This is a genomic window from Phytobacter ursingii (assembly GCF_001022135.1).
In the GTDB taxonomy this organism is placed as follows: Bacteria; Pseudomonadota; Gammaproteobacteria; order Enterobacterales; family Enterobacteriaceae; genus Phytobacter; species Phytobacter ursingii.
In genome coordinates this window covers 4,479,432-4,498,119 of record NZ_CP011602.1, presented here as the reverse complement: position 1 = coordinate 4,498,119, position 18,688 = coordinate 4,479,432, and the positions used below count along the sequence as shown (strand labels likewise).

Here is an 18,688-nt window from a genome sequence, read left to right as displayed (position 1 = left end):
GAGGGTTAGGGTGAGGGGTAAATTAAATCCTTCTGCGCTGCATCACCCGGCGGTAGATAATCGGCAGGGAAATCACCACGATCAGCATCGCGCCGACGATAATCGACATCACAATCCCCGGTACGTTGAGCAGGCTCAGACCAAAGGTCACCAGCCCCATCAGGAAGGCGGCAATCACCACGCCCACCATGCTGCCGGAACCGCCAAGGATATTGACGCCACCCAGCACCGCCATCGTCACCACCGCCAGTTCCCAGCCCATCGCAATCGTCGGGCGCGTACTGCCTAAACGGGATGTCAGCAATACTGACGCCAGGCCCGCCATCAGTCCCACCAGCGCAAACAGAATCAGGTTGTGGCGTTTTACGTTAATGCCGGAGTACCACGCGCCGGTTGGGTTATTGCCGATGGCATAAGTGCGGCGACCAAAGTTGGTGCGGTGTAAGACAAAGGCGAAGACGGCGGCAAGCACAATAAACAGCGCAAACTCGAAGGACAGCGCGCCGAAGACATAGCCCTGACCAAACCAGGCGAAGCTCTCCGGATACGCATTAAGCGCCTGATCGCCGAGCAGGATGTACGTGATGCCGCGGTACAGACTCATGGTCCCGATGGTGATAACGATGGAGGAGAGGTTGAAACGCGTCACCAGGAAGCCATTGAACAAGCCGCACAGCAGCCCCACGCCCAGTCCCACACAGACCAGCAGTGCGGTGTCCATACCTGCGGCGGCGCAAAAGCCCATGACCGTTGAGCTCAGCGCCATGGTGGAGGCCACTGACAGGTCAATTTCACGGGCAATAATCAACATCGCCATTGGCAATACGATGATCGCTTTTTCCGTGAAGTTGAAGGTTGCGTCGGACAGGTTCCAGATATTGAGGAAATAGGGTGACGCCAGGGCGTTCACGATAAACACCGCGAGGGTCACCGCCAGCAAAAAGCCTTCCCAGCACATCAGACGCTGCCAGAATGGAGTAGCGGAGGGAGCGCTTTTCATGGCGTCGGAAGTCAGCATTTTGGTCATGATTTCACCGCCTGTTTTTGTCGTGCCAGGGCTGCATCGCGCAGGATTAAACGTCCTTTGCGCTTGTTGCCGCGTTCATTAAGCAGAACCGCAATGACAATGACCGAGCCGGAAATCGCCATCTGCCAGAAGGGGGAAATACCGATGACTGGCAGCGCGTTATTGATAACGCCAAGGAACAGCGCGCCCAACAAACATCCCAGCACCCGGCCTGTTCCGCCCATGGTGCTGATACCGCCAATGACACAGGCTGCCACGACCTGCAGTTCAAAACCGTTCGCCACATCGACATACGCCACCGCGAAGCGGGAAATCCATAAATAACCGCAGAAACCCGCCAGCGCCCCGGAAAGACAGAAGCTGACGAACTGCATTTTCCCGGCGTTGATCCCGGTGTAATACGCCGCCGTGGCGTTGCCGCCTGCGGTATACAGGGCGCGGCCGGTACGGCTGTAACGCAGGAAGTAGCCCACCACAAATAACGCGGCGATGGCGCACCAGCTTAGTAACGGCAAACCGAGCAGTGACGAGCGCGGCAGACCGAGAAAATCAGCGCTCATCTGGTGGGAGTTAATCCAGCCACCGTCGGAGAGCAGGAAGATGATGCCGCGATAGATGCTCATGGTGCCGAGCGTGACCACAATCGCCGGAATGCCCATCTTCCACACCAGCAGGCCGTTGATGATGCCCATCACCAGCCCGAGCACGGAGGCCAGAATCAGCAGCGCCCAGACCGGAATATCCGGATGGTGAAAGTTGAGCAGCGCGACGATCATCCCGGTCAGCGCGAGGTTGGCCGCCATCGACAAATCAATGCCTTTGGTCAGCAACACCATCATCTGCCCAAGGGCGAGGATGATGAGAATGGAAGTGTCGTTAAACATCTCCACCAGGTTGCCGGGGCCGATAAATGACGGCACGCGGCTGCCGATGGCGAGCACCATCAGCACGATAACGCCGCCCAGCAGGGCTTCGCGGTGTTTAAGGAGTTGTTGCCACATTATGCTGCCTCCTTACCGGCGCCGCTGGCGGCGCTGACGATGGTTTCCGCCGTGGCTTCACCGGCCTGATATTCAGCGACCATCAGCCCTTCGTGCATCACGATGATGCGGTCGGCCATGCCCATCACTTCCGGCAGTTCGGACGACACCATGATCACTGCCAGTCCGTGTGAAACCAGTTCGGACATAAACTGGTGCACTGCCGCTTTCGAGCCGATATCGATGCCTTTGGTCGGTTCATCGAGGATGATCACGTCCGGGTGGGTGGCGAGCCATTTGCCGATCACCACCTTCTGCTGATTGCCGCCGGAGAGGGTTTCGACCGCCTGCTTCCAGCTAAAGGCTTTCACCTGCAGCCGTTTGGCGTACTCGTCCGCCAGCGCCCACTCTTTGGCGTCGTTGAGCACGCCGTTCGGGTTGAGTTTGCTAAGTTGCGGCAGGCTGATGTTCTGAGCGATGGGGAGTTCGATAATCGCCCCTTGTTTTTGCCGCTCTTCTGGCACGCAGACAATCCCGGCGTGGATGGCATCGGCGGGCTGTTTGAAATGGACCGCTTTGCCGTTGAGGACTATCTCACCGGAAGAGGGGCGCGAAACGCCGGACAGCGCCTGCATCAGTTCGGTACGCCCGGCGCCCACCAGACCGTAGAAGCCGAGGATCTCCCCTTTACGCAAAGAGAAGTCGATATGGGCGAATTCGGTCGGGTGGCAGAGGTCTTTGACTTCCAGCACCGTGTCGCCCATTTCACAGGCAACTTTCGGGTAGGTCTGGGTAATGGCGCGACCGACCATCATGGCGACCATGCGTTCTTCGGTAATGTCCTGCATGGCACCGGAACCGATCCACACGCCGTCGCGCAGAATGGTGTAGTGGTCTGCCAGTTCGAAGATTTCATCAAACTTGTGCGAGATAAACAGAATGGCTTTGCCCTCTTGTTTTAAACGCTCAACAATTTGATAAAACTCCAGAATCTCGTGCTGAGAGAGGGCGGCGGTAGGTTCGTCGAGAATCACCACCTGCGCTTCAAACGACAGCGCGCGGGCAATCGCCACCATATGACGCTGGGCGATGCTCAGGGTTTTGAGCGTGGCGCGCGGGTCAATCTGCACTTCCAGGCGGGTCAGAATATCCCGCGCCTTCTGGTGCATGGCGGGCCAGTCGAGCTTTTTCAACAGACCTTTATAGATGTACTGACCGACGAAAATATTCTCCGTGACGGACAATTCGTCGAATAGCACGGTTTCCTGGTGTATGGCGGTGATCCCCACCTTGTGCGCAGATTCCGGTGTCGGAAGCTGAATGGGAATAGCTTTGTAGAGAATTTCGCCCTCTTCAGGCTGGTAAATACCGGTCATAACTTTGACCAGCGTGGACTTGCCCGCGCCATTTTCACCGATAAGCGCGGTGACTTTGCCGGGCCAGAGGTCGAGCTGTACGTTCTCAAGGGCACGGACACCAGGGAAGACCTTGGTGATGCCTTTGAGCGACAGCAGGGGTGTGGATGCCGTCATGATGTTCTCCAAATATCGCCTCTCCCCTCGGCAGAGGGTTAAAGTGAGGGCGGCCTGATGCCCTCACCCCGACCCTCTCCCACCGGGAGAGGGAGAAGGGATTAGAAAATTTTCGAGAACTTATCAATGTTGCTGGCGTCGTAGACGAACGGCTCTGCCATTGCGCCATTGCCGTCAGCATCCAGTTTCACCTTGCCGAGTTTGCCCATATTGGCCTCGGTTTTCGTCGCTGTCCCTTTCACTAAATCATCCGCCAGGTAGGTCGCGGCGTAACCCAGATCGATCGGGTTCCAGATGGCGAAGCTTTTCGTCGCCCCGGATTTCACGGCACCCGCCATTTCAGACGGCAAACCCAGGCCGGTGACGTAAACTTTGCCGATTTTGCCCTGGTCTTTCACCGCCTGCGCGGCGGCCACGATACCCACCGAGGACGGAGAGACGATCACTTTCAGATCGGGGTACGATTTCAGCAGACCCACCGCTTCGCGGTAGCTCTTATCAGACAGATCGTCGCCATAGGCAACGGTCACCAGATTGACGGAGGGGTACTTCGGCAGCACCTTTTTCATCTCTTCAATCCAGATATTCTGATTGGTAGAGGTTGGGGTGGCGCTCAGAATGGCCACATCGCCTTTCTCAACGTTCAGCGCTTTTAAGGCATCAACGGCCAGCTTGACGTTGGTTTCGCCAATCAGGGCATTATTGGACGGGTTCAGATGTATCTGACGACCCGCTTTCGCCACGCCGGAATCCCAGGAGACCACTTTGATGCCGCGCTGCATGGCTTTTTTCAGTACCGGGACCACGGCATCGGGATCGTTCGCGGAAATCGCGATCGCATCCACGCCCTGAGCGATCAGGCCGTTGAGCACTTCGATCTGTGCTTCTGCGGTGGTAGTGGTTGGGCCGGTATAGATGACTTTGACATCGCCTAACTCTTTGGCGGCTTCCTGCGCGCCGGTGTTTGCTGCTTCAAAAAAACCATTTCCCAATGATTTCGCCACGAGAGCGATTTTGACTTCTGCTAATGCGGAACCGGACAACGCCAGGGCGGCAACGGTGAGGATCAAGCTTGTCTTTATTTTCATTGCTTTTACTCCACTGAGTTAGTTTCCCGTCGTCTTTCACATTGCAGGTGCGTTGGCGTTCTCGCAAACCCCAGTCACTTACTCCTGTAAGCTCCTGGGGATTCGCTGCGCCGCCGCCTTCCTGCACCGCGAAATCCTTAGGGAATGGATAGTTTGCAGGTAACAGAGTTTCCCTCCTGGTCATCGCCTGGAGGGATTATGTGATGTTCTTATTGGTACAGCTCTAACGCACTGGCCAGCGGGGTGACGCCAAAGCGTTTACCCAGCGCAATCAGTTCTTCACGGGTGATGGTCTGCTTCATACCGCCCATCGAATAGACTTTCACCAGCACTTCTGCGGATTTCTCCGCGGTGTCGATCAGACCGAAGGTTTCATCCAGGGTCGGACCGCTTCCGAAGACACCGTGGAACGGCCACAGTACCAGCGAATGTTTGTTCATGGCTTCTGCGGTGGCCTGACCGATTTCATCGGTGCCCGGCACCATCCACGGCAGAATGCCGACGCCATCCGGGAAGACCACCAGACACTCGGTGCTGCCTTCCCACAGTTTGCGGGTGATAAGGCTGGCGTCATTCTCCAGCACATAGGTCAGCGCGATCAGGTTGGTGGCATGGCAGTGCATGATGACACGATCTTTGCCGTCGGTAGCTTTGATGCGTTCACTGTGTGACAGGAAGTGGGCCGGCAGCTCAGACGTTGGCACCGCTTCGTTGGTAAGACCCCAAAGAATGTGGTATCCCGCGCCGTCGCTGTCCACTTTGACCACACCGAGGTTAGCGGCCGGGTCGAGCTGGACGTTACGGAAGAATTTGCCCGAGCCGGTGACGATAAACGCGGTATTCGCCAGTATCGGCATCGGCTGGCTGAGCGCGATATAACGCGGTTCGGCGTGGAAATCAGCTTCGTACGGGGCAATGTCTGCCGCGTCCAGACGCAGGGTCAGGTTGCCGCCGTTGCGTTCATCCCAGCCTTTGAGCCAGGCATCGCTGGTGGCTTTGATCATGCCCTGGGTGAACCAGGCGTTGATAATATTCTGCATAGTCGTTTGGTTCCTGTTATCGCGGTGAGGATTCCCCCTCACCCCGGCCCTTTCCCTTGAGGGAGAGGGGGTAAAAGTTCCCTCTCCCCGTGGGAGAGGGTTAGGGTGAGGGCGGTCTTACCCGCGTTGACTCAATACCTCTTTCTCATACGCCCGCACGCTCTCCAGCCACTGGCTGCCGGCCGGGGTGTCGTGACGCTGGCAATACATTTCCCACACCGCCTGCCACGGCAGGCATTTCTGCTCTTCCAGCAGCGCCAGACGGGCGGTGTAATCGCCGTCGGCTTCCAGTTGACGCAGTTGTTCTGTCGGTTCCAGCAGGGCGCGCAGCAGGGCTTTTTTCATGTTGCGGGTGCCGATAACCCACGCGGCAATACGGTTGATAGAGGCATCGAAGAAATCCAGGCCGATGTGTACGCGGTCGAACAGGTTGTGGCGCACAATCTCGCTGGCGATGGCCTGGGTTTCATCATCCAGCAGGACCACGTGGTCGCTGTCCCAGCGTACCGGGCGGCTGACGTGCAGCAGCAGACGCGGTACATAGAGCATGGCGGCGGAGATCTTGTCGGAAATGACTTCGGTGGGGTGGAAGTGACCCGCGTCCAGACACAGGGCAGTCTGGCGGCTGGTGGCATACCCCATATAAAACTCGTTTGAGCCGACGGTGTAGCTTTCTGCGCCAATACCGAACAGCTTGCTTTCAACGGCGTCGATGTGATGCGCCTGGTCGAACTTTTCGCTCAGCGCTTCATCCAGCGCCGCCATCAGACGTTTACGCGGTGCCAGGCGGTCAACGGTGACATCTTTCATGCCGTCCGGTACCCAGATGTTCATTACCGATGGCGTGCCCAGTTGTTCGCCGAAGTAAGCGGAGATCCGGCGGCTGGCTTTCACATGATCAATCCAGAACTGACGAATTTCATCGTTCGCATGAGAAAGTGTGAAGCCGTCGGCACTCATCGGGTGTGAGAAGCAGGACGGGTTGAAATCCAGACCCAATTTGTTGGCTTTTGCCCACTCAACCCAATTTTTGAAGTGTTCAGGCTTGATCGCGTCGCGACTGACCGATGGACCCGCTTCGTGGTACATCGCGTGCAGGTTCAGGCGCTTAGGACCAGGGATCAGGCTCAGGGCCTGTTCCAGATCGGCACGCAACTCCTGAGGATTGCGTGCTTTGCCCGGATAGTTGCCGGTTGCCTGAATACCGCCAGTGAGAGCGCCTTCCGGGTTTTCAAACCCGGCGACATCATCGCCCTGCCAGCAGTGCATGGATACCGGTAGTCTGTCGAGCTGGCGCAGGGCCTCTTCGACATCAATGCCTACAGCGGCAAAACGCTGTTTAGCGAGTTCCCAGGCTTGTTCAAGTTGAGTGGTCATGCGCAAAGCTCCTTTGTCTGTCGTTTCTGCTGAAACCGCGCGACGTTTCGGGCAATTTCATTGTCAGGATTGGGTGTGAAGGTGGTCAGCGCATAGCTGGTGCTCACCACATCACGGAAGGGATCCACGCCGCTGAGTTCGCCCAGCGTCATGAGTTGTACGCCGATATTGCCCAGCGTAGAGGCTTCGATGGGGCCTGCTATAACGGGCAGTCCACAGGCATCGGCACACAGTTGATTTAAAACGTGGTTCTGGCAGCCGCCGCCGACGATATGGAGTTCAGTGAAAGGTTGACCGCGCAAGGCGGCAAGTTCGCTCAGGACATCGGCATACAGCAGGGCCAGGCTATCGAAAATGCAGCGCGCCAGTTCAGCATCGCTTTGTGGGACCGGCTGATTGCTTTCACGGCAGGCGGCCTGGATTTCTTCACCCATGTTTTCCGGGTTAATAAAACGCTCGTCGTTCGGGTTAATCACGAAACGGCAGGAGGGCAGTTCGCAGGTACGGGCAATCAGGGCGGGCAGGTCGCGGATATCGCGCTCTTTCACAACACGCTGCAACAGCCATAGCCCCATAATGTTTTTCAGTACGCGATAGCGACCTTCCGCGCCACCTTCGTTGGTGATATTGGCGGCCAGCGCATCGCTGCTGGTGTAGGGCGTGGTGCTTTCAAAACCCATCAGCGACCAGGTGCCGGAAGAGAGATAGGCGGCATTGGCGTTTTTCAGCGGCGAAGCGATAACCGCGCTGGCGGTATCGTGGCTGGCTACCGCCACCACGGGAACAGCGGTGCCCTGCGGGTTTTGCCAGTGACCGATAACATTACCCGGATGGGTTGGCGTACCGAACCAGGATGCAGGCACGCCCGCCCAGTTGAGCAGCGTGGCATCCCAGTTGTCGCTATCGATGTTAACCAGTTGTGTGGTGGTCGCGTTGGTGTATTCCCAGTTCAGGTTGCCGGTCAGACGGAAACTGAAATAGTCGGGGATGAGCAATGCATGCTCGGCCCCGGCGACAATCTCCGGCTGTTGCTGCGCCAGCGCGCGTAGCTGGTAGAGGGTATTAAACGGTAAAAACTGGATACCGCTGCGGCCATAAATGTTGGCTTTGCCCAACTGCTCCACTGCCGTGGCCATGATGCCATCCGTGCGATGATCGCGATAGGAAACCGGCAAGCCAACGCGAGCACCCTGTTTGTCGATCAGCACGATATCCACACCCCAGGTGTCGATACCGATGCTGTCAATAGTGACGCCCTGCGTGCAGGCTTTTTCCAGCCCGAGACGAATTTCATCTTCCAGCGCATCAATATCCCAACAGTCAAAACCGTTGTTTTTTTCCAGATAGTTGGGGAAGCGATGAACTTCACGCAGCGTGAGGGTCCGCTGTTCCGTCGCGTAGCGGGCCAGCATTACACGCCCGCTGGAGGCGCCTAAATCAACGGCGACACAATGGCGAAATGTCATGATTAGAGTCCCAAATCAAAGAGTGAAGGACAGTGTATAAATGCCTTTCTCGCGCCACCTTGATGGTAGTGACAGCAAAGACGGCAACATGGCAATCAAATAAAGATGGGCATGATAAAAATCACGGTTGGCGCAATACCTTTTGTCGACACCAGGGTTACAGGGGGAAAAAGAAATCAAGGCAAGCAGAAATTATTATTTCTCTGTTGAATGGTTTTATTTATTAACCCATTAAAAACAATGAGTTATAATATTTATGGATTGCCTAATTATTTTTTGTGATGATTTATTAAGTTTTGATATTTTTATTACTGATGTGTTTTTTATTTTATTTATTACTGTTTTTGATGGCGCTCTCATATTTGTAACTACCTCGATAGAATTATTGAAACAATTTTTCATTTAAATTAGGTTGTTCGCGAAGTCATGGGATACTTTCCTTTAAAATTTATTTTTTCACTTCAATGGATTGTTTGTATGAGAAAATTGTTATTCTTATTATTACCGCTTGCGGTATCAAGCGCACAGGCAGTGTATGTGGATGTTCGCCATGAATATCTGGATGACAGCAAAGCAAATTACGATCGTGCTTATATTTCGCATCGTTTCGAGAACGGGTTTGGTTTTGCCATTGAGGCAATATCCAAATCCGGTGGCGACGATACCGATAAACCCTTTAATGACATGGAATCACAGGGAAATGAGTATACGCTAAGCTATCAATATAAATCAGGGGCGGTGGCCTGGCAGCCTGGTTTTGTATTGGAAACGGGGAACGGTTATGCCACCTACAAACCTTATTTGCGCGCGACATGGACATTAAACGATAGCTGGTGGGTGGGTGCACGTTACCGTTTCGAATATATCCGCCGTTCGTCTGATTCGCGGGATGATGATACCGTAAACCGCATGGATGTTTGGGCTGGTTACAAATGGAATAATTTTGACTGGACCGTTGAAGGTATTTATAAGAAAGCTGAGAAATATAACCTTTTCGATAATGGTCGGGATAATTACGAGTTTAATTTTCGCACCGCATACATTATAGACAAATGGACGCCGTACGTAGAGATTGGTAATGTTTCAGTACGTAGTACTTCTGATGAAAGACAAACGCGTTTCCGTATTGGTGTGGGATATAGCTTTTGATGATTGATATTCTCTAAGCGATAAGCCAGGTAGTACTTTTCTTATTGTGGTTATTTGGCCGGCATCATGAAAAAGATGTCGGCTTTTTTTCCTTTGTTTTCTAATGAAAATAGTTATGTGATCGATCTAACATTTTCGATTTATTCTGCGCCCCGTCTTGAAAAAATAGCAGGATTTATATTTTTTGCTGTCAAAAATTCAAGGTGCCATTCATCACCCTTCACTATGCTAGTTCTCACTGATGTGGAGGCAATGAAGATGGCACAATTACATGGCTTTGATTTTTTTACCTCAGGTACGGCGACGGTCGCCATTGAGCCGCGACTGCCGCAGGTAGCCTTCCCTGAACATGACCATGATTTCTATGAAATTGTCCTGGTCGAGCATGGAACCGGCATTCATGTGTTTAACGGTCAGCCTTATACATTGAGCCGTGGCATGATCTGTTTTGTTCGCGATCAAGACCGCCATCTTTATGAACACACGGAAAATTTGTGCCTGACGAATGTGCTTTATCGCTCTCCGAAGGGCTTCCAGTTTATTTCCGGTCTGGATAAGTTACTGCCGCAAGAGGAAGACGGGCAGTATGTTTCACACTGGCGTATCAACCAGAGCGTACTGCAACAGGCGCGTCCCATTATTGACCAGATGGCGCAATGCAAGGATGACAATATTCACGCAATTGCCAGCCGCGAAGTGTTGTTTATGCAGCTTCTTGTGCTGTTGCGTCAAAGCTGCCTCGACGATAACTTTGTCGAAAATAATATGCAGATCAATCATTTGATGATGTGGCTTGAAGATAATTTCGCCGACGATGTGAACTGGGAACACCTGGCCGATAAATTCTCGCTTTCTTTGCGAACACTCCATCGGCAGATGAAACAACATACCGGGCTGACGCCGCAACGTTATCTCAATCGCGTACGGTTAATCAAAGCGCGCCATTTGCTACGCCACAGTGACGACAGTATTACTGATATCGCTTTTCGCTGCGGTTTCGGCGACAGTAACCATTTTTCCACGCTTTTTCGCCGCGAGTTTGACTGGTCTCCTCGCGATATTCGTCAGGGGCGCGACACACTTCTGCAGTGACAGTAACGAGAAGGTAATCACCGTATTTTTGCTGCCAATCAGCTAATAATGGCAGGTTGAGCACAGCAGAGGTGAATTTGTGGCAGGGCATTTAATCCTTCGTAAAGCTGATTTTTTTCCGCGGCCTGGACAGGCGGTCACGGTTGCTGACCGCTACCCGCAAAATGTGTTTGCTGAGCATACCCATGAGTTTTGCGAGCTGGTGCTGGTCTGGCGGGGCAACGGTTTACATGTGCTTAATGACCGGCCCTACCGGATCACACGCGGCGATCTTTTTTATATTCGCGCCGAAGATCGTCACTCGTATGCTTCGGTTAACGATCTGGTTTTACAAAACATCATCTACTGCCCCGACAGGTTGTCGCTTAATTTTGACTGGCAGGCGCACATTCCCGGCTGGAATGGGGCGGATTTAACCCCCCACTGGCGAATGGGTAGTTCCGGTATGGCCCAGGTCCGTCAGGTGATTACGCAGCTTGAGCAGGAAAATACCAGGGACGATGCCCTGTCTAACACGATGGCCGAGGTTTTGTTCGCACAACTGGTGCTCACGCTACGGCGGCACCGTTTTGCGGCAGATAATCTGGCGGCGACCCGCAGTGAAGCGCTGTTGGATAAGTTAATTACCACGCTATCTGGCAGCCTGAGTTGCACCTTTACGCTGGAACAATTTTGCGAGCGTGAACAATGCAGCGAACGTACGCTACGTCAGCAATTCCGCGATCAGACCGGGATGACCGTTAACCATTACCTGCGTCAGCTACGCATTTGTCATGCGCAATATTTGTTGCAGCACAGTGAGTTAATGATAGGTGAGATCGCCATGCGCTGTGGATTTGAAGACAGTAACTACTTTTCGGTTGTATTTACCCGTGAAACAGGGATGACCCCAAGCCAGTGGCGACAGCGCGGACGGCATGCCGCCTGAGCAACCCCCGGGCGGCACCGGGGGAGCCACAGCGTTACATCACGCCCAGAAGACGTGGCAAAAATAAGGTCGTTTCTGGAGCATAGGTGATAAGCAGTAACATCGCGATGATGGCGATATAAAACGGAACCAGCGGTTTTAATACCTGCTCAACCTTCACCTTTCCGACACTTGCCCCCACGTATAAGCCACTGCCCACCGGTGGAGTGATGGTGCCAAACGCGAGGTTATAAATCATGATGATGCCAAAATGCACCGGGTGAACGCCCAGTTTCAGCATGATCGGTAGCAAAATGGGCGTGAATATCAATATCGCCGGGCCGATATCCATAAAGGCACCGATCACCAGTAAAAACAACGTAATGACCAGCAGAATAACCAACTTACTTTCCGAGATACCCAGAATCAGCTTACTGAGCGCTGCCGGAAGGTCCGTAATGGCCATGGAGAACGACATGGCTGATGAGGTCGCCAGCAGGAACATGATCACCCCGGTCATGACGGTTGTCTGGATGAGGATGTTGGGCAGGTCTGTTATTTTTAGCGTGCGGTAGAGCACCATTGTCAGAAAAAGGGTATACACCACCGCCACGGCCGACGCTTCAATGGCGGTGAAAATGCCAAGGACTATCCCGCCCACGATGATCACAATAAGTAACAGACTTGGCAGCGCCTCTTTGGTGACTCGCCAGGCCATGCCTTTTTCAAGGGCAAACGTGAGCGTGTAATGGCATCGTTTTGCCACGACCCATGTCACCACCATGCAACTGACACCCCACAGTACACCCGCCACCAGGCCGCCGGCGAAGAGTGCAGCGACTGACGTGCCGCCACTGGCCAGCGCATACAAAATAAAGGCGGTGGTAGGGGGAATAAGCATTCCTGTTGGCGCGGAGGCGATATTGACCGCAGACGCGAAACCCCGGTCATAACCCTCTCGTGCGCTCATCGGCACCAGCACACCGCCAATGGATGTGGAGGCGGCGATGGCGGAGCCAGAAATGGCGCCAAACATCATGTTGCCTGCAATGTTGGTATAAGACAGCGCGCCGGGCAGCTTACCGGTAAATAATTTCGCAAAGTTCACCAGACGAATCGCGATCCCTCCGCTGTTCATGATGACCCCCGCCAGCACAAAGAATGGCACTGCCAGCAGTGCAAAACTGTCCAGGCTGGAGAACATTTTTTGCGCCGTGGCAAACATCGCAATATCAAAAGGCAGCACCAGCATCATGGTGCTGCAGGATGCAATGACAATACACAAGCCAATGGGTGCGCCCATCGCCAGCAGGATAACAAAGACGCCAATCATCAAACTGGCGGCGTACAGTGGTTCAATCATGCGGATTCCGTCCCTGAAAGTGCTTTCATATTGCGCAGGCTGTCCATGATGTTCAGCACGCTGTAGATAATGATGAGGATGCCACCCAGCGGCAGGGCGTAGTAGACGTGGCCCATTGATATGTTCAGGGCAGGGGAGTATTGCGCCATTGAAATGGACGATATTTGTAGCCCACCGATAATCAACGCGTAGAGTGCAAAAAGACCAAAACATATTTGCAGTACCAGCGTCCAGAGCGTGCGCAGCAGAGGGGATGCCTTATCAAGGAATAGCGTCAGGCAGATGTGCTGCTGTTTTCCCGAGACATAAGCCATACCCAGCATGGAGAGCCAGACCAGCGCAAAGCGCAGTAATTCTTCGGTGAATGTGCTGGGGGTACCGAGAACATAGCGGCTGATAACTTGCCAGCACACGGTAATGACCATCATTGCCAGCATCAGGCAAGTAAGCACTTCCAGTATTTTATCGAGTAACTTTCTTATTTTATTCATGATAAATCCTTATTTTGCCGCCTGAATACGTTGGTACAGCGCATACAGTACGGGTTTCTCCTTCAGGCTTTCATAGATGGGTTGTACGGCGTCCTGGAAGGGCTTTTTATCAACATCGTTAAATTCAACGTTGAAGTCTTTTACAGCCTGCAGGCGGGTTTTTTCGATCTCGGCATCCCAGGCCGCTTTTTCAAAATCGATTGAGGCCTTAATTGCGTCTTTTACAATCGCCAGTTGTTCAGGGGTGAGCTTTTTGATGGCCTGCTGGCTCATGACCAGAATGTCTGGAATACGGGTGTGCATGTCGTAGGTGTAAAAGCGGGCGACTTCGCCATGCCGGGCGATGGTAAGTGCGAACTCATTGTTTTCCGCGCCATCGAGAATGCCTTGCTGCAGCGAGGTGTAGACTTCGGCCTGACCCATTGCGATGGGCGAGGCGCCAAGTAATTTCATGGTATTGATGGCCGTTACGCTTTGCATGACGCGGATTTTTTTCCCTTTCAGATCCGCCACACCGTTAACAGGTCCTTTGGTCATATAAAAATTACGGGCGCCTGAGTCATACCAACCCACACCGATAAAGCCTCGCTCAGCCGTGGATTGATATACCCCTTCCATCACCTGCGGGTTATCCATGACCTTGTAATATTCTTCTTTGCTGGCAAAGAGATACGGCAGCGAGAAGACGCCATAGAGAGGTGAAAAGCTTTCCATCAAGCCGGAAGACACCTTCGTGATATCCACCACGCCAACCTGCGTCAGTTCCACCAGCTCACGTTCACCGCCTAACTGCCCGTCCGGAAAATAGATGACCTGAACGTCGCCGTGGGTGTTTTTTTCGATTTCGTCCCCTAAAAAGCGCAGCGCATCTTTTACGGGCTGGCTATTTTCCGCGTAGGCGAGACGAAGCATCGTTTTCGCTGGGGCGGCGAAAGGCAAGATAAAAAGGCATAAAAAGAGTGCCCGGACTATCCGTCGTTTTGTCATATAAACCTCTCCATGAGTGAATTTGCTGCTGAAATTACTGTGCTCAGAGAGAGGAGACCTTTGAAGTTTTGCCAGGAAATACGCAAACGCGGCAAAAAACAAAGGCCAGGCAATCGGGAATTCACAAAACCTTTAAACCAGGAATTTATAAAGGAAGGTTCTTGAGTGAAAGCAGGGGAAAGTGCGATGAAGTGTCTTCCATGACCGCAAAGGGCAAAGACCACGGGACACCTTGTGTTGGTTGTTCAACTTACTGATATCCAGGCTGTGCCAGCCAATGATCCTCCCTCTTTGATGCTCCACTGTTTTGATGATGGCCTGTTAACCAGCCACTCCATTTGTGTGTAGCGTTTAGCGATCTTTTTTTCGTCTGTCGCTGCGCTATTCCTCTTGTCGGCACGGGTTCATAACAGAATGTTATAACCATATTAAAACTACGGCATTGATAAACATTTTCAATATCATTTAACTAACTATAATGAACCAACTGATTACGCGGCGTTAACATACCTGCCGCCCGACAATAATGGAGATTAGTATGAGCTATACACTGCCATCCCTGCCTTACGCGTACGATGCACTTGAACCTCATTTCGACAAGCAGACGATGGAAATCCATCACACTAAACACCACCAGACATATGTAAACAATGCGAATGCAGCGCTGGAAAGCCTGCCTGAATTCGCCAGTCTGTCTGCTGAAGAGCTGATCACCAAACTGGACCAACTGCCGGCTGACAAAAAAACCGTTCTGCGTAACAACGCGGGTGGTCACGCTAACCACAGCTTCTTCTGGAAAGGCCTGAAAAAAGGCACCACCCTGCAGGGTGACCTCAAAGCGGCTATCGAGCGTGACTTTGGTTCCGTTGATAACTTTAAAGCTGAATTCGAAAAAGCAGCTGCAACTCGCTTCGGCTCTGGCTGGGCGTGGCTGGTGCTGAAAGGCGACAAACTGGCTGTCGTCTCTACCGCTAACCAGGATTCCCCGCTGATGGGTGAAGCGATTTCTGGCGCGTCTGGCTTCCCGATTGTGGGTCTGGACGTGTGGGAACACGCGTACTACCTGAAATTCCAGAACCGCCGCCCGGACTACATCAAAGAGTTCTGGAACGTAGTGAACTGGGATGAAGCTGCGGCACGTTTCGCTGCGAAGAAATAATTTTCGCTAAATAGCCCGTTCTTACAGGCAAACCAGACCCCTGCTGACATCGCCAGCGGGGGTTTTTTTATGGCTTCTGATCAGCTACTGAAATCAAAAGAAACGCATATCCAATAAAAATGAAATATTGTTTTGAATTTGCATGGGAGATCACTTTTCTGAGTGTGACGACGTTCTAACATTTTGCCATCAGCGCTGGAAACGCCCGCCGATAGGGTGAGATGGCGCGCAAAACTCACTGTTTTACAGGTGGCGATATGCAAATCAAACGTGCAATAGAAAAAATCCCCGGTGGGATGATGTTGGTTCCTCTGTTTCTTGGGGCGCTGTGCCATACGTTTTCGCCTGGGGCCGGGAAATATTTTGGTTCCTTCACCAATGGCATGATTACCGGTACCGTGCCGATTCTGGCGGTGTGGTTTTTCTGCATGGGCGCATCGATTAAGCTCAGCGCGACCGGGACGGTATTGCGTAAATCTGGCACGCTGGTGGTGACTAAAATTGCGGTGGCCTGGGTGGTAGCGGCGGTAGCATCCCGCTTGATTCCGGCTCACGGTGTGGAAGCCGGTTTCTTTGCCGGGCTGTCGACGCTGGCGCTGGTGGCCTCTATGGATATGACGAACGGCGGCCTTTATGCCTCGATCATGCAGCAATATGGCACCAAAGAAGAGGCCGGGGCATTTGTATTGATGTCGCTTGAATCCGGCCCGCTGATGACGATGGTGATTCTGGGGACGGCGGGTATCGCCTCTTTTGAACCGCACGTATTTGTCGGCGCGGTGCTGCCCTTCCTGATTGGTTTTGGGTTGGGCAACCTGGATCCGGAGCTACGTGAATTCTTCACCCGAGCGGTGCAGACGCTGATTCCGTTTTTTGCCTTTGCGCTGGGGAACACTATCGATCTCAGCGTTATCGCGCAGACCGGATTGCTCGGTATCCTGCTGGGGCTGGCGGTGATTGTGATTACCGGCATCCCGTTGATTATTGCTGATAAAGTACTGGGCGGTGGGGATGGTACCGCCGGGCTTGCTGCCTCGAGTTCCGCCGGTGCGGCGGTGGCGACACCGGTGCTGATTGCCGAGATGGTACCGGAGTTTAAAGCGATGGCGCCCGCCGCGACCGCGCTGGTGGCGACATCGGTGATTGTGACCTCTATTCTGGTGCCGATTTTGACCTCTCTCTGGTCACGCAAAGTGAAAGGAAATGCCGTGGTTGCGGATTTGCGCGGCGCGGTGAAATAACGCCGTGGTTTAAAAGAGAAACCGGCCTTCTCAGGCCGGTTTTTTTAATGGCCGATACCGAAAACCTCATCAATCTGTGCACATTGCGCTGGCGTTAATTCGCCGCCCGCATTGCGGGACGTTGCGCCACAATAACCGAATTTCCGGGCTACCACGGTTTTGATAGTGGTAACAAAATCCTCGCCAATGGTGTAAATCGACATGAATTTGCCCATCTCGCGTTGGGCTTCATGCAGCGTAGCCAAATCGTTTTGTTTCCATGCTTCCCGCGCCCTGACAAACAGTTCCGGCATTACGTTGTTGAGCCCGGAGATAACCCCCGCACCGCCTGCCAGCAGATTGGGGATGAAGTATTCGTCATACCCCGACAGTACGGCGAAATCATCGCGGATTTTCTCGGTTGCCAGAATGATGTTGCGCGTATGCGACTGGCAATCGACCGTATCTTTGATGCCAGCGAAGTTCGGGAATTCTGCTGCCAGCGTTGCGACAATTTCGGGTGTCAGATCGCAGCCGGTCCTGGCCGGAAAATTATAGGCAAACCACTTACCCTTCAGCCGTTGCCCCAGATGGCGAAAGTAGCTCAGCAATTGCGCAGACGTTTGCCCATAGTAATAAGGGGGCAGGACCATAACGGCATCGTAACCCGTGCGGAAGGCTTCATCCGCCATCCACTCCACATCATTCAGGCAGGTCGAGGAAACATTCGCGACCAGTGTGCCGGGCGTCATACCGCGTACTTCCCGGATAAGCATGAGTCGTTCATCAAGGGTGAAAGAGGCAAATTCGCCGATGCTGCCCATCAGCAACACGACGTCAATGCTGGCCTCGGTCAGGCGTGAAATATGCTGTCTCAATCCGTTCAGGTCGATTTTACCGGCCGATGTCATGGGCGTAATGGACGGGCACCAGACGCCATAAAATTCATTTTTCTTCTTCACGTCATTGTCTCCTTGAATATGAAATTGCGTTTCACTTCTCCATTAAGTCATAGCACGGACGTGTAAACCGCAGGCGTATCGGTGTCGCATTTCTGCACGATTTATTGCTAAAAAGTGTGGTCTAATACCTCGACAATGAATAAGCCCGGGGAGGGGACATGCAGCATCCGGTGAATGTTTTTACAGGGAAAATAAGGGATTATTCGGGCAGCAGACCCAGTGCTATTGCCAAATTGCAGGTGGAAGGCGAGTTGATGTTAACGGAACGGGGGTTAGCCGGTGATGAGCAGGCGGAGACCTCTTACCATGGCGGCACGGACCGGGCGCTTTGTCATTATCCCCGCGAACACTACGCTCACTGGAAGACGATGTTTCCCGAACAGGCGGCGCTTTTCTTCGCCCCGGCGTTTGGCGAGAACCTCTCGACCGAAGGGCTGACGGAAAGCAATGTCTTTATCGGTGATATTTTCCATTGGGGAAATGCCCTCATTCAGGTGACGCAGCCGCGATCGCCCTGCTTCAAACTTAACTTTCACTTTTCCATTAGCGACATGTCTTCGCAGATGCAAGCGAGTGGGCGCGTTGGCTGGCTTTATCGGGTCATTACTGGCGGAAAAGTTAACGTCGACGCGCCGCTGGAACGGGTATCACGTAATAGCGACGTGAGCGTCCTGGATGCCGCCGCAATCGCCTGGCATATGCCCTTTGACGATGAGCAATATCGCAGGCTGGTGTCCGCAGCGGGGCTTTCGGCCAGCTGGACAAGAACGATTCAAAATCGGCGAAGTAGCGGAAAAATCGAAGATAACTCCCGACGTTTGCGGGGTAAGTAGCGGTTTCCCCCCGCC

The 18,688-nt window shown here is 53.3% G+C and carries 17 protein-coding genes; 6 read left to right on the top strand and 11 right to left on the bottom strand.

Annotated features, from left to right (window positions below; all coding sequences use genetic code 11):
- Positions 1–22: 22 nt before the first annotated feature.
- The 7 genes from AB182_RS24735 to rhaB all read right to left on the bottom strand — a co-directional run bounded on the left by AB182_RS24735 (position 23) and on the right by rhaB (position 8,510).
- The gene (locus AB182_RS24735) at positions 23–1,027 is read right to left on the bottom strand and encodes an ABC transporter permease (protein WP_047372385.1); all 1,005 of its coding nucleotides are present in this window, start codon (positions 1,025–1,027) and stop codon (positions 23–25) included.
- Complete coding sequence (locus tag AB182_RS24730; RefSeq protein ID WP_047372384.1) at positions 1,024–2,028, bottom strand: ABC transporter permease; 1,005 nt, start codon at positions 2,026–2,028, stop codon at positions 1,024–1,026. The genes AB182_RS24735 and AB182_RS24730 overlap by 4 nt, the downstream gene beginning before the upstream one ends.
- Entirely contained in the window at positions 2,028–3,539 is a 1,512-nt protein-coding gene (locus tag AB182_RS24725) for a sugar ABC transporter ATP-binding protein (protein WP_047372383.1), read from the bottom strand. Before AB182_RS24725 ends, AB182_RS24730 begins: the two co-directional genes overlap by 1 nt.
- Before the next feature lie 101 nt (positions 3,540–3,640).
- Complete coding sequence (rhaS, locus tag AB182_RS24720) at positions 3,641–4,627, bottom strand: rhamnose ABC transporter substrate-binding protein (protein ID WP_047372382.1); 987 nt, start codon at positions 4,625–4,627, stop codon at positions 3,641–3,643.
- Between the two features lie 209 nt (positions 4,628–4,836).
- Positions 4,837–5,667 (bottom strand): rhamnulose-1-phosphate aldolase, encoded by an 831-nt coding sequence (rhaD, locus tag AB182_RS24715; protein WP_047372381.1) that lies wholly within the window; start codon positions 5,665–5,667, stop codon positions 4,837–4,839.
- Positions 5,668–5,784: 117 nt separating this feature from the next.
- On the bottom strand, positions 5,785–7,044 hold the full coding sequence (gene rhaA / locus AB182_RS24710; RefSeq protein WP_047372380.1) for an L-rhamnose isomerase: 1,260 nt from the start codon (positions 7,042–7,044) through the stop codon (positions 5,785–5,787).
- Positions 7,041–8,510: a rhamnulokinase gene (gene rhaB, locus AB182_RS24705; protein WP_047372379.1), complete on the bottom strand. Its 1,470-nt coding sequence runs from the start codon at positions 8,508–8,510 to the stop codon at positions 7,041–7,043. The genes rhaA and rhaB overlap by 4 nt, the downstream gene beginning before the upstream one ends.
- A gap of 477 nt (positions 8,511–8,987) precedes the next feature.
- Between rhaB and AB182_RS24700 the strand changes: the two genes are divergently transcribed.
- From AB182_RS24700 to rhaR, 3 genes are all read left to right on the top strand, one after another.
- A complete protein-coding gene (locus tag AB182_RS24700) occupies positions 8,988–9,659 on the top strand; it encodes an oligogalacturonate-specific porin KdgM family protein (RefSeq protein ID WP_047372378.1) in 672 nt (223 codons plus the stop codon).
- 258 nt (positions 9,660–9,917) lie between these two features.
- On the top strand, positions 9,918–10,751 hold the full coding sequence (rhaS, locus tag AB182_RS24695; protein WP_047372377.1) for an HTH-type transcriptional activator RhaS: 834 nt from the start codon (positions 9,918–9,920) through the stop codon (positions 10,749–10,751).
- A gap of 79 nt (positions 10,752–10,830) precedes the next feature.
- Positions 10,831–11,679: an HTH-type transcriptional activator RhaR gene (gene rhaR, locus AB182_RS24690; protein WP_047372376.1), complete on the top strand. Its 849-nt coding sequence runs from the start codon at positions 10,831–10,833 to the stop codon at positions 11,677–11,679.
- Between the two features lie 34 nt (positions 11,680–11,713).
- Here rhaR and AB182_RS24685 read toward each other — a convergent pair whose 3' ends face one another.
- From AB182_RS24685 to AB182_RS24675, 3 genes are read right to left on the bottom strand one after another with little or no spacing between them, the layout of a single operon-like run.
- Positions 11,714–13,021 (bottom strand): TRAP transporter large permease, encoded by a 1,308-nt coding sequence (locus AB182_RS24685; protein ID WP_047372375.1) that lies wholly within the window; start codon positions 13,019–13,021, stop codon positions 11,714–11,716.
- Entirely contained in the window at positions 13,018–13,512 is a 495-nt protein-coding gene (locus tag AB182_RS24680) for a TRAP transporter small permease (RefSeq protein ID WP_047372374.1), read from the bottom strand. Before AB182_RS24680 ends, AB182_RS24685 begins: the two co-directional genes overlap by 4 nt.
- A gap of 9 nt (positions 13,513–13,521) precedes the next feature.
- A complete protein-coding gene (locus tag AB182_RS24675) occupies positions 13,522–14,499 on the bottom strand; it encodes a TRAP transporter substrate-binding protein (protein ID WP_047372373.1) in 978 nt (325 codons plus the stop codon).
- A 538-nt stretch (positions 14,500–15,037) separates the two neighbouring features.
- On the opposite strand from AB182_RS24675, the gene sodA reads away from it, so the two are divergent.
- Both sodA and kdgT read left to right on the top strand, forming a co-directional pair.
- The gene (gene sodA / locus AB182_RS24670; protein WP_039077321.1) at positions 15,038–15,658 is read left to right on the top strand and encodes a superoxide dismutase [Mn]; all 621 of its coding nucleotides are present in this window, start codon (positions 15,038–15,040) and stop codon (positions 15,656–15,658) included.
- A 257-nt stretch (positions 15,659–15,915) separates the two neighbouring features.
- A complete protein-coding gene (gene kdgT, locus AB182_RS24665; RefSeq protein ID WP_047373432.1) occupies positions 15,916–16,899 on the top strand; it encodes a 2-keto-3-deoxygluconate transporter in 984 nt (327 codons plus the stop codon).
- A gap of 44 nt (positions 16,900–16,943) precedes the next feature.
- Here the strand turns inward: kdgT and AB182_RS24660 are convergent, their stop codons facing one another.
- Complete coding sequence (locus AB182_RS24660) at positions 16,944–17,789, bottom strand: dihydrodipicolinate synthase family protein (RefSeq protein ID WP_047373431.1); 846 nt, start codon at positions 17,787–17,789, stop codon at positions 16,944–16,946.
- A gap of 209 nt (positions 17,790–17,998) precedes the next feature.
- Between AB182_RS24660 and yiiM the strand changes: the two genes are divergently transcribed.
- Positions 17,999–18,673, top strand: coding sequence for a 6-hydroxyaminopurine reductase (gene yiiM, locus AB182_RS24655; RefSeq protein WP_047372372.1), 675 nt, complete (start codon positions 17,999–18,001; stop codon positions 18,671–18,673).
- The last annotated feature ends 15 nt before the right edge of the window (positions 18,674–18,688 follow it).

Excerpts from the sequence above, each read along its gene's own strand:
- AB182_RS24735 (WP_047372385.1), bottom strand. The coding sequence starts at position 1,027 with ATGACCAAAATGCTGACTTCCGACGCCATGAAAAGCGCTCCCTCCGCT.
- AB182_RS24730 (WP_047372384.1), bottom strand. The coding sequence starts at position 2,028 with ATGTGGCAACAACTCCTTAAACACCGCGAAGCCCTGCTGGGCGGCGTT.
- AB182_RS24725 (WP_047372383.1), bottom strand. The coding sequence starts at position 3,539 with ATGACGGCATCCACACCCCTGCTGTCGCTCAAAGGCATCACCAAGGTC.
- rhaS (WP_047372382.1), bottom strand. The coding sequence starts at position 4,627 with ATGAAAATAAAGACAAGCTTGATCCTCACCGTTGCCGCCCTGGCGTTG.
- rhaD (WP_047372381.1), bottom strand. The coding sequence starts at position 5,667 with ATGCAGAATATTATCAACGCCTGGTTCACCCAGGGCATGATCAAAGCC.
- rhaA (WP_047372380.1), bottom strand. The coding sequence starts at position 7,044 with ATGACCACTCAACTTGAACAAGCCTGGGAACTCGCTAAACAGCGTTTT.
- rhaB (WP_047372379.1), bottom strand. The coding sequence starts at position 8,510 with ATGACATTTCGCCATTGTGTCGCCGTTGATTTAGGCGCCTCCAGCGGG.
- AB182_RS24700 (WP_047372378.1), top strand. The coding sequence starts at position 8,988 with ATGAGAAAATTGTTATTCTTATTATTACCGCTTGCGGTATCAAGCGCA.
- rhaS (WP_047372377.1), top strand. The coding sequence starts at position 9,918 with ATGGCACAATTACATGGCTTTGATTTTTTTACCTCAGGTACGGCGACG.
- AB182_RS24685 (WP_047372375.1), bottom strand. The coding sequence starts at position 13,021 with ATGATTGAACCACTGTACGCCGCCAGTTTGATGATTGGCGTCTTTGTT.
- AB182_RS24680 (WP_047372374.1), bottom strand. The coding sequence starts at position 13,512 with ATGAATAAAATAAGAAAGTTACTCGATAAAATACTGGAAGTGCTTACT.
- AB182_RS24675 (WP_047372373.1), bottom strand. The coding sequence starts at position 14,499 with ATGACAAAACGACGGATAGTCCGGGCACTCTTTTTATGCCTTTTTATC.
- sodA (WP_039077321.1), top strand. The coding sequence starts at position 15,038 with ATGAGCTATACACTGCCATCCCTGCCTTACGCGTACGATGCACTTGAA.
- kdgT (WP_047373432.1), top strand. The coding sequence starts at position 15,916 with ATGCAAATCAAACGTGCAATAGAAAAAATCCCCGGTGGGATGATGTTG.
- AB182_RS24660 (WP_047373431.1), bottom strand. The coding sequence starts at position 17,789 with ATGACATCGGCCGGTAAAATCGACCTGAACGGATTGAGACAGCATATT.
- yiiM (WP_047372372.1), top strand. The coding sequence starts at position 17,999 with ATGCAGCATCCGGTGAATGTTTTTACAGGGAAAATAAGGGATTATTCG.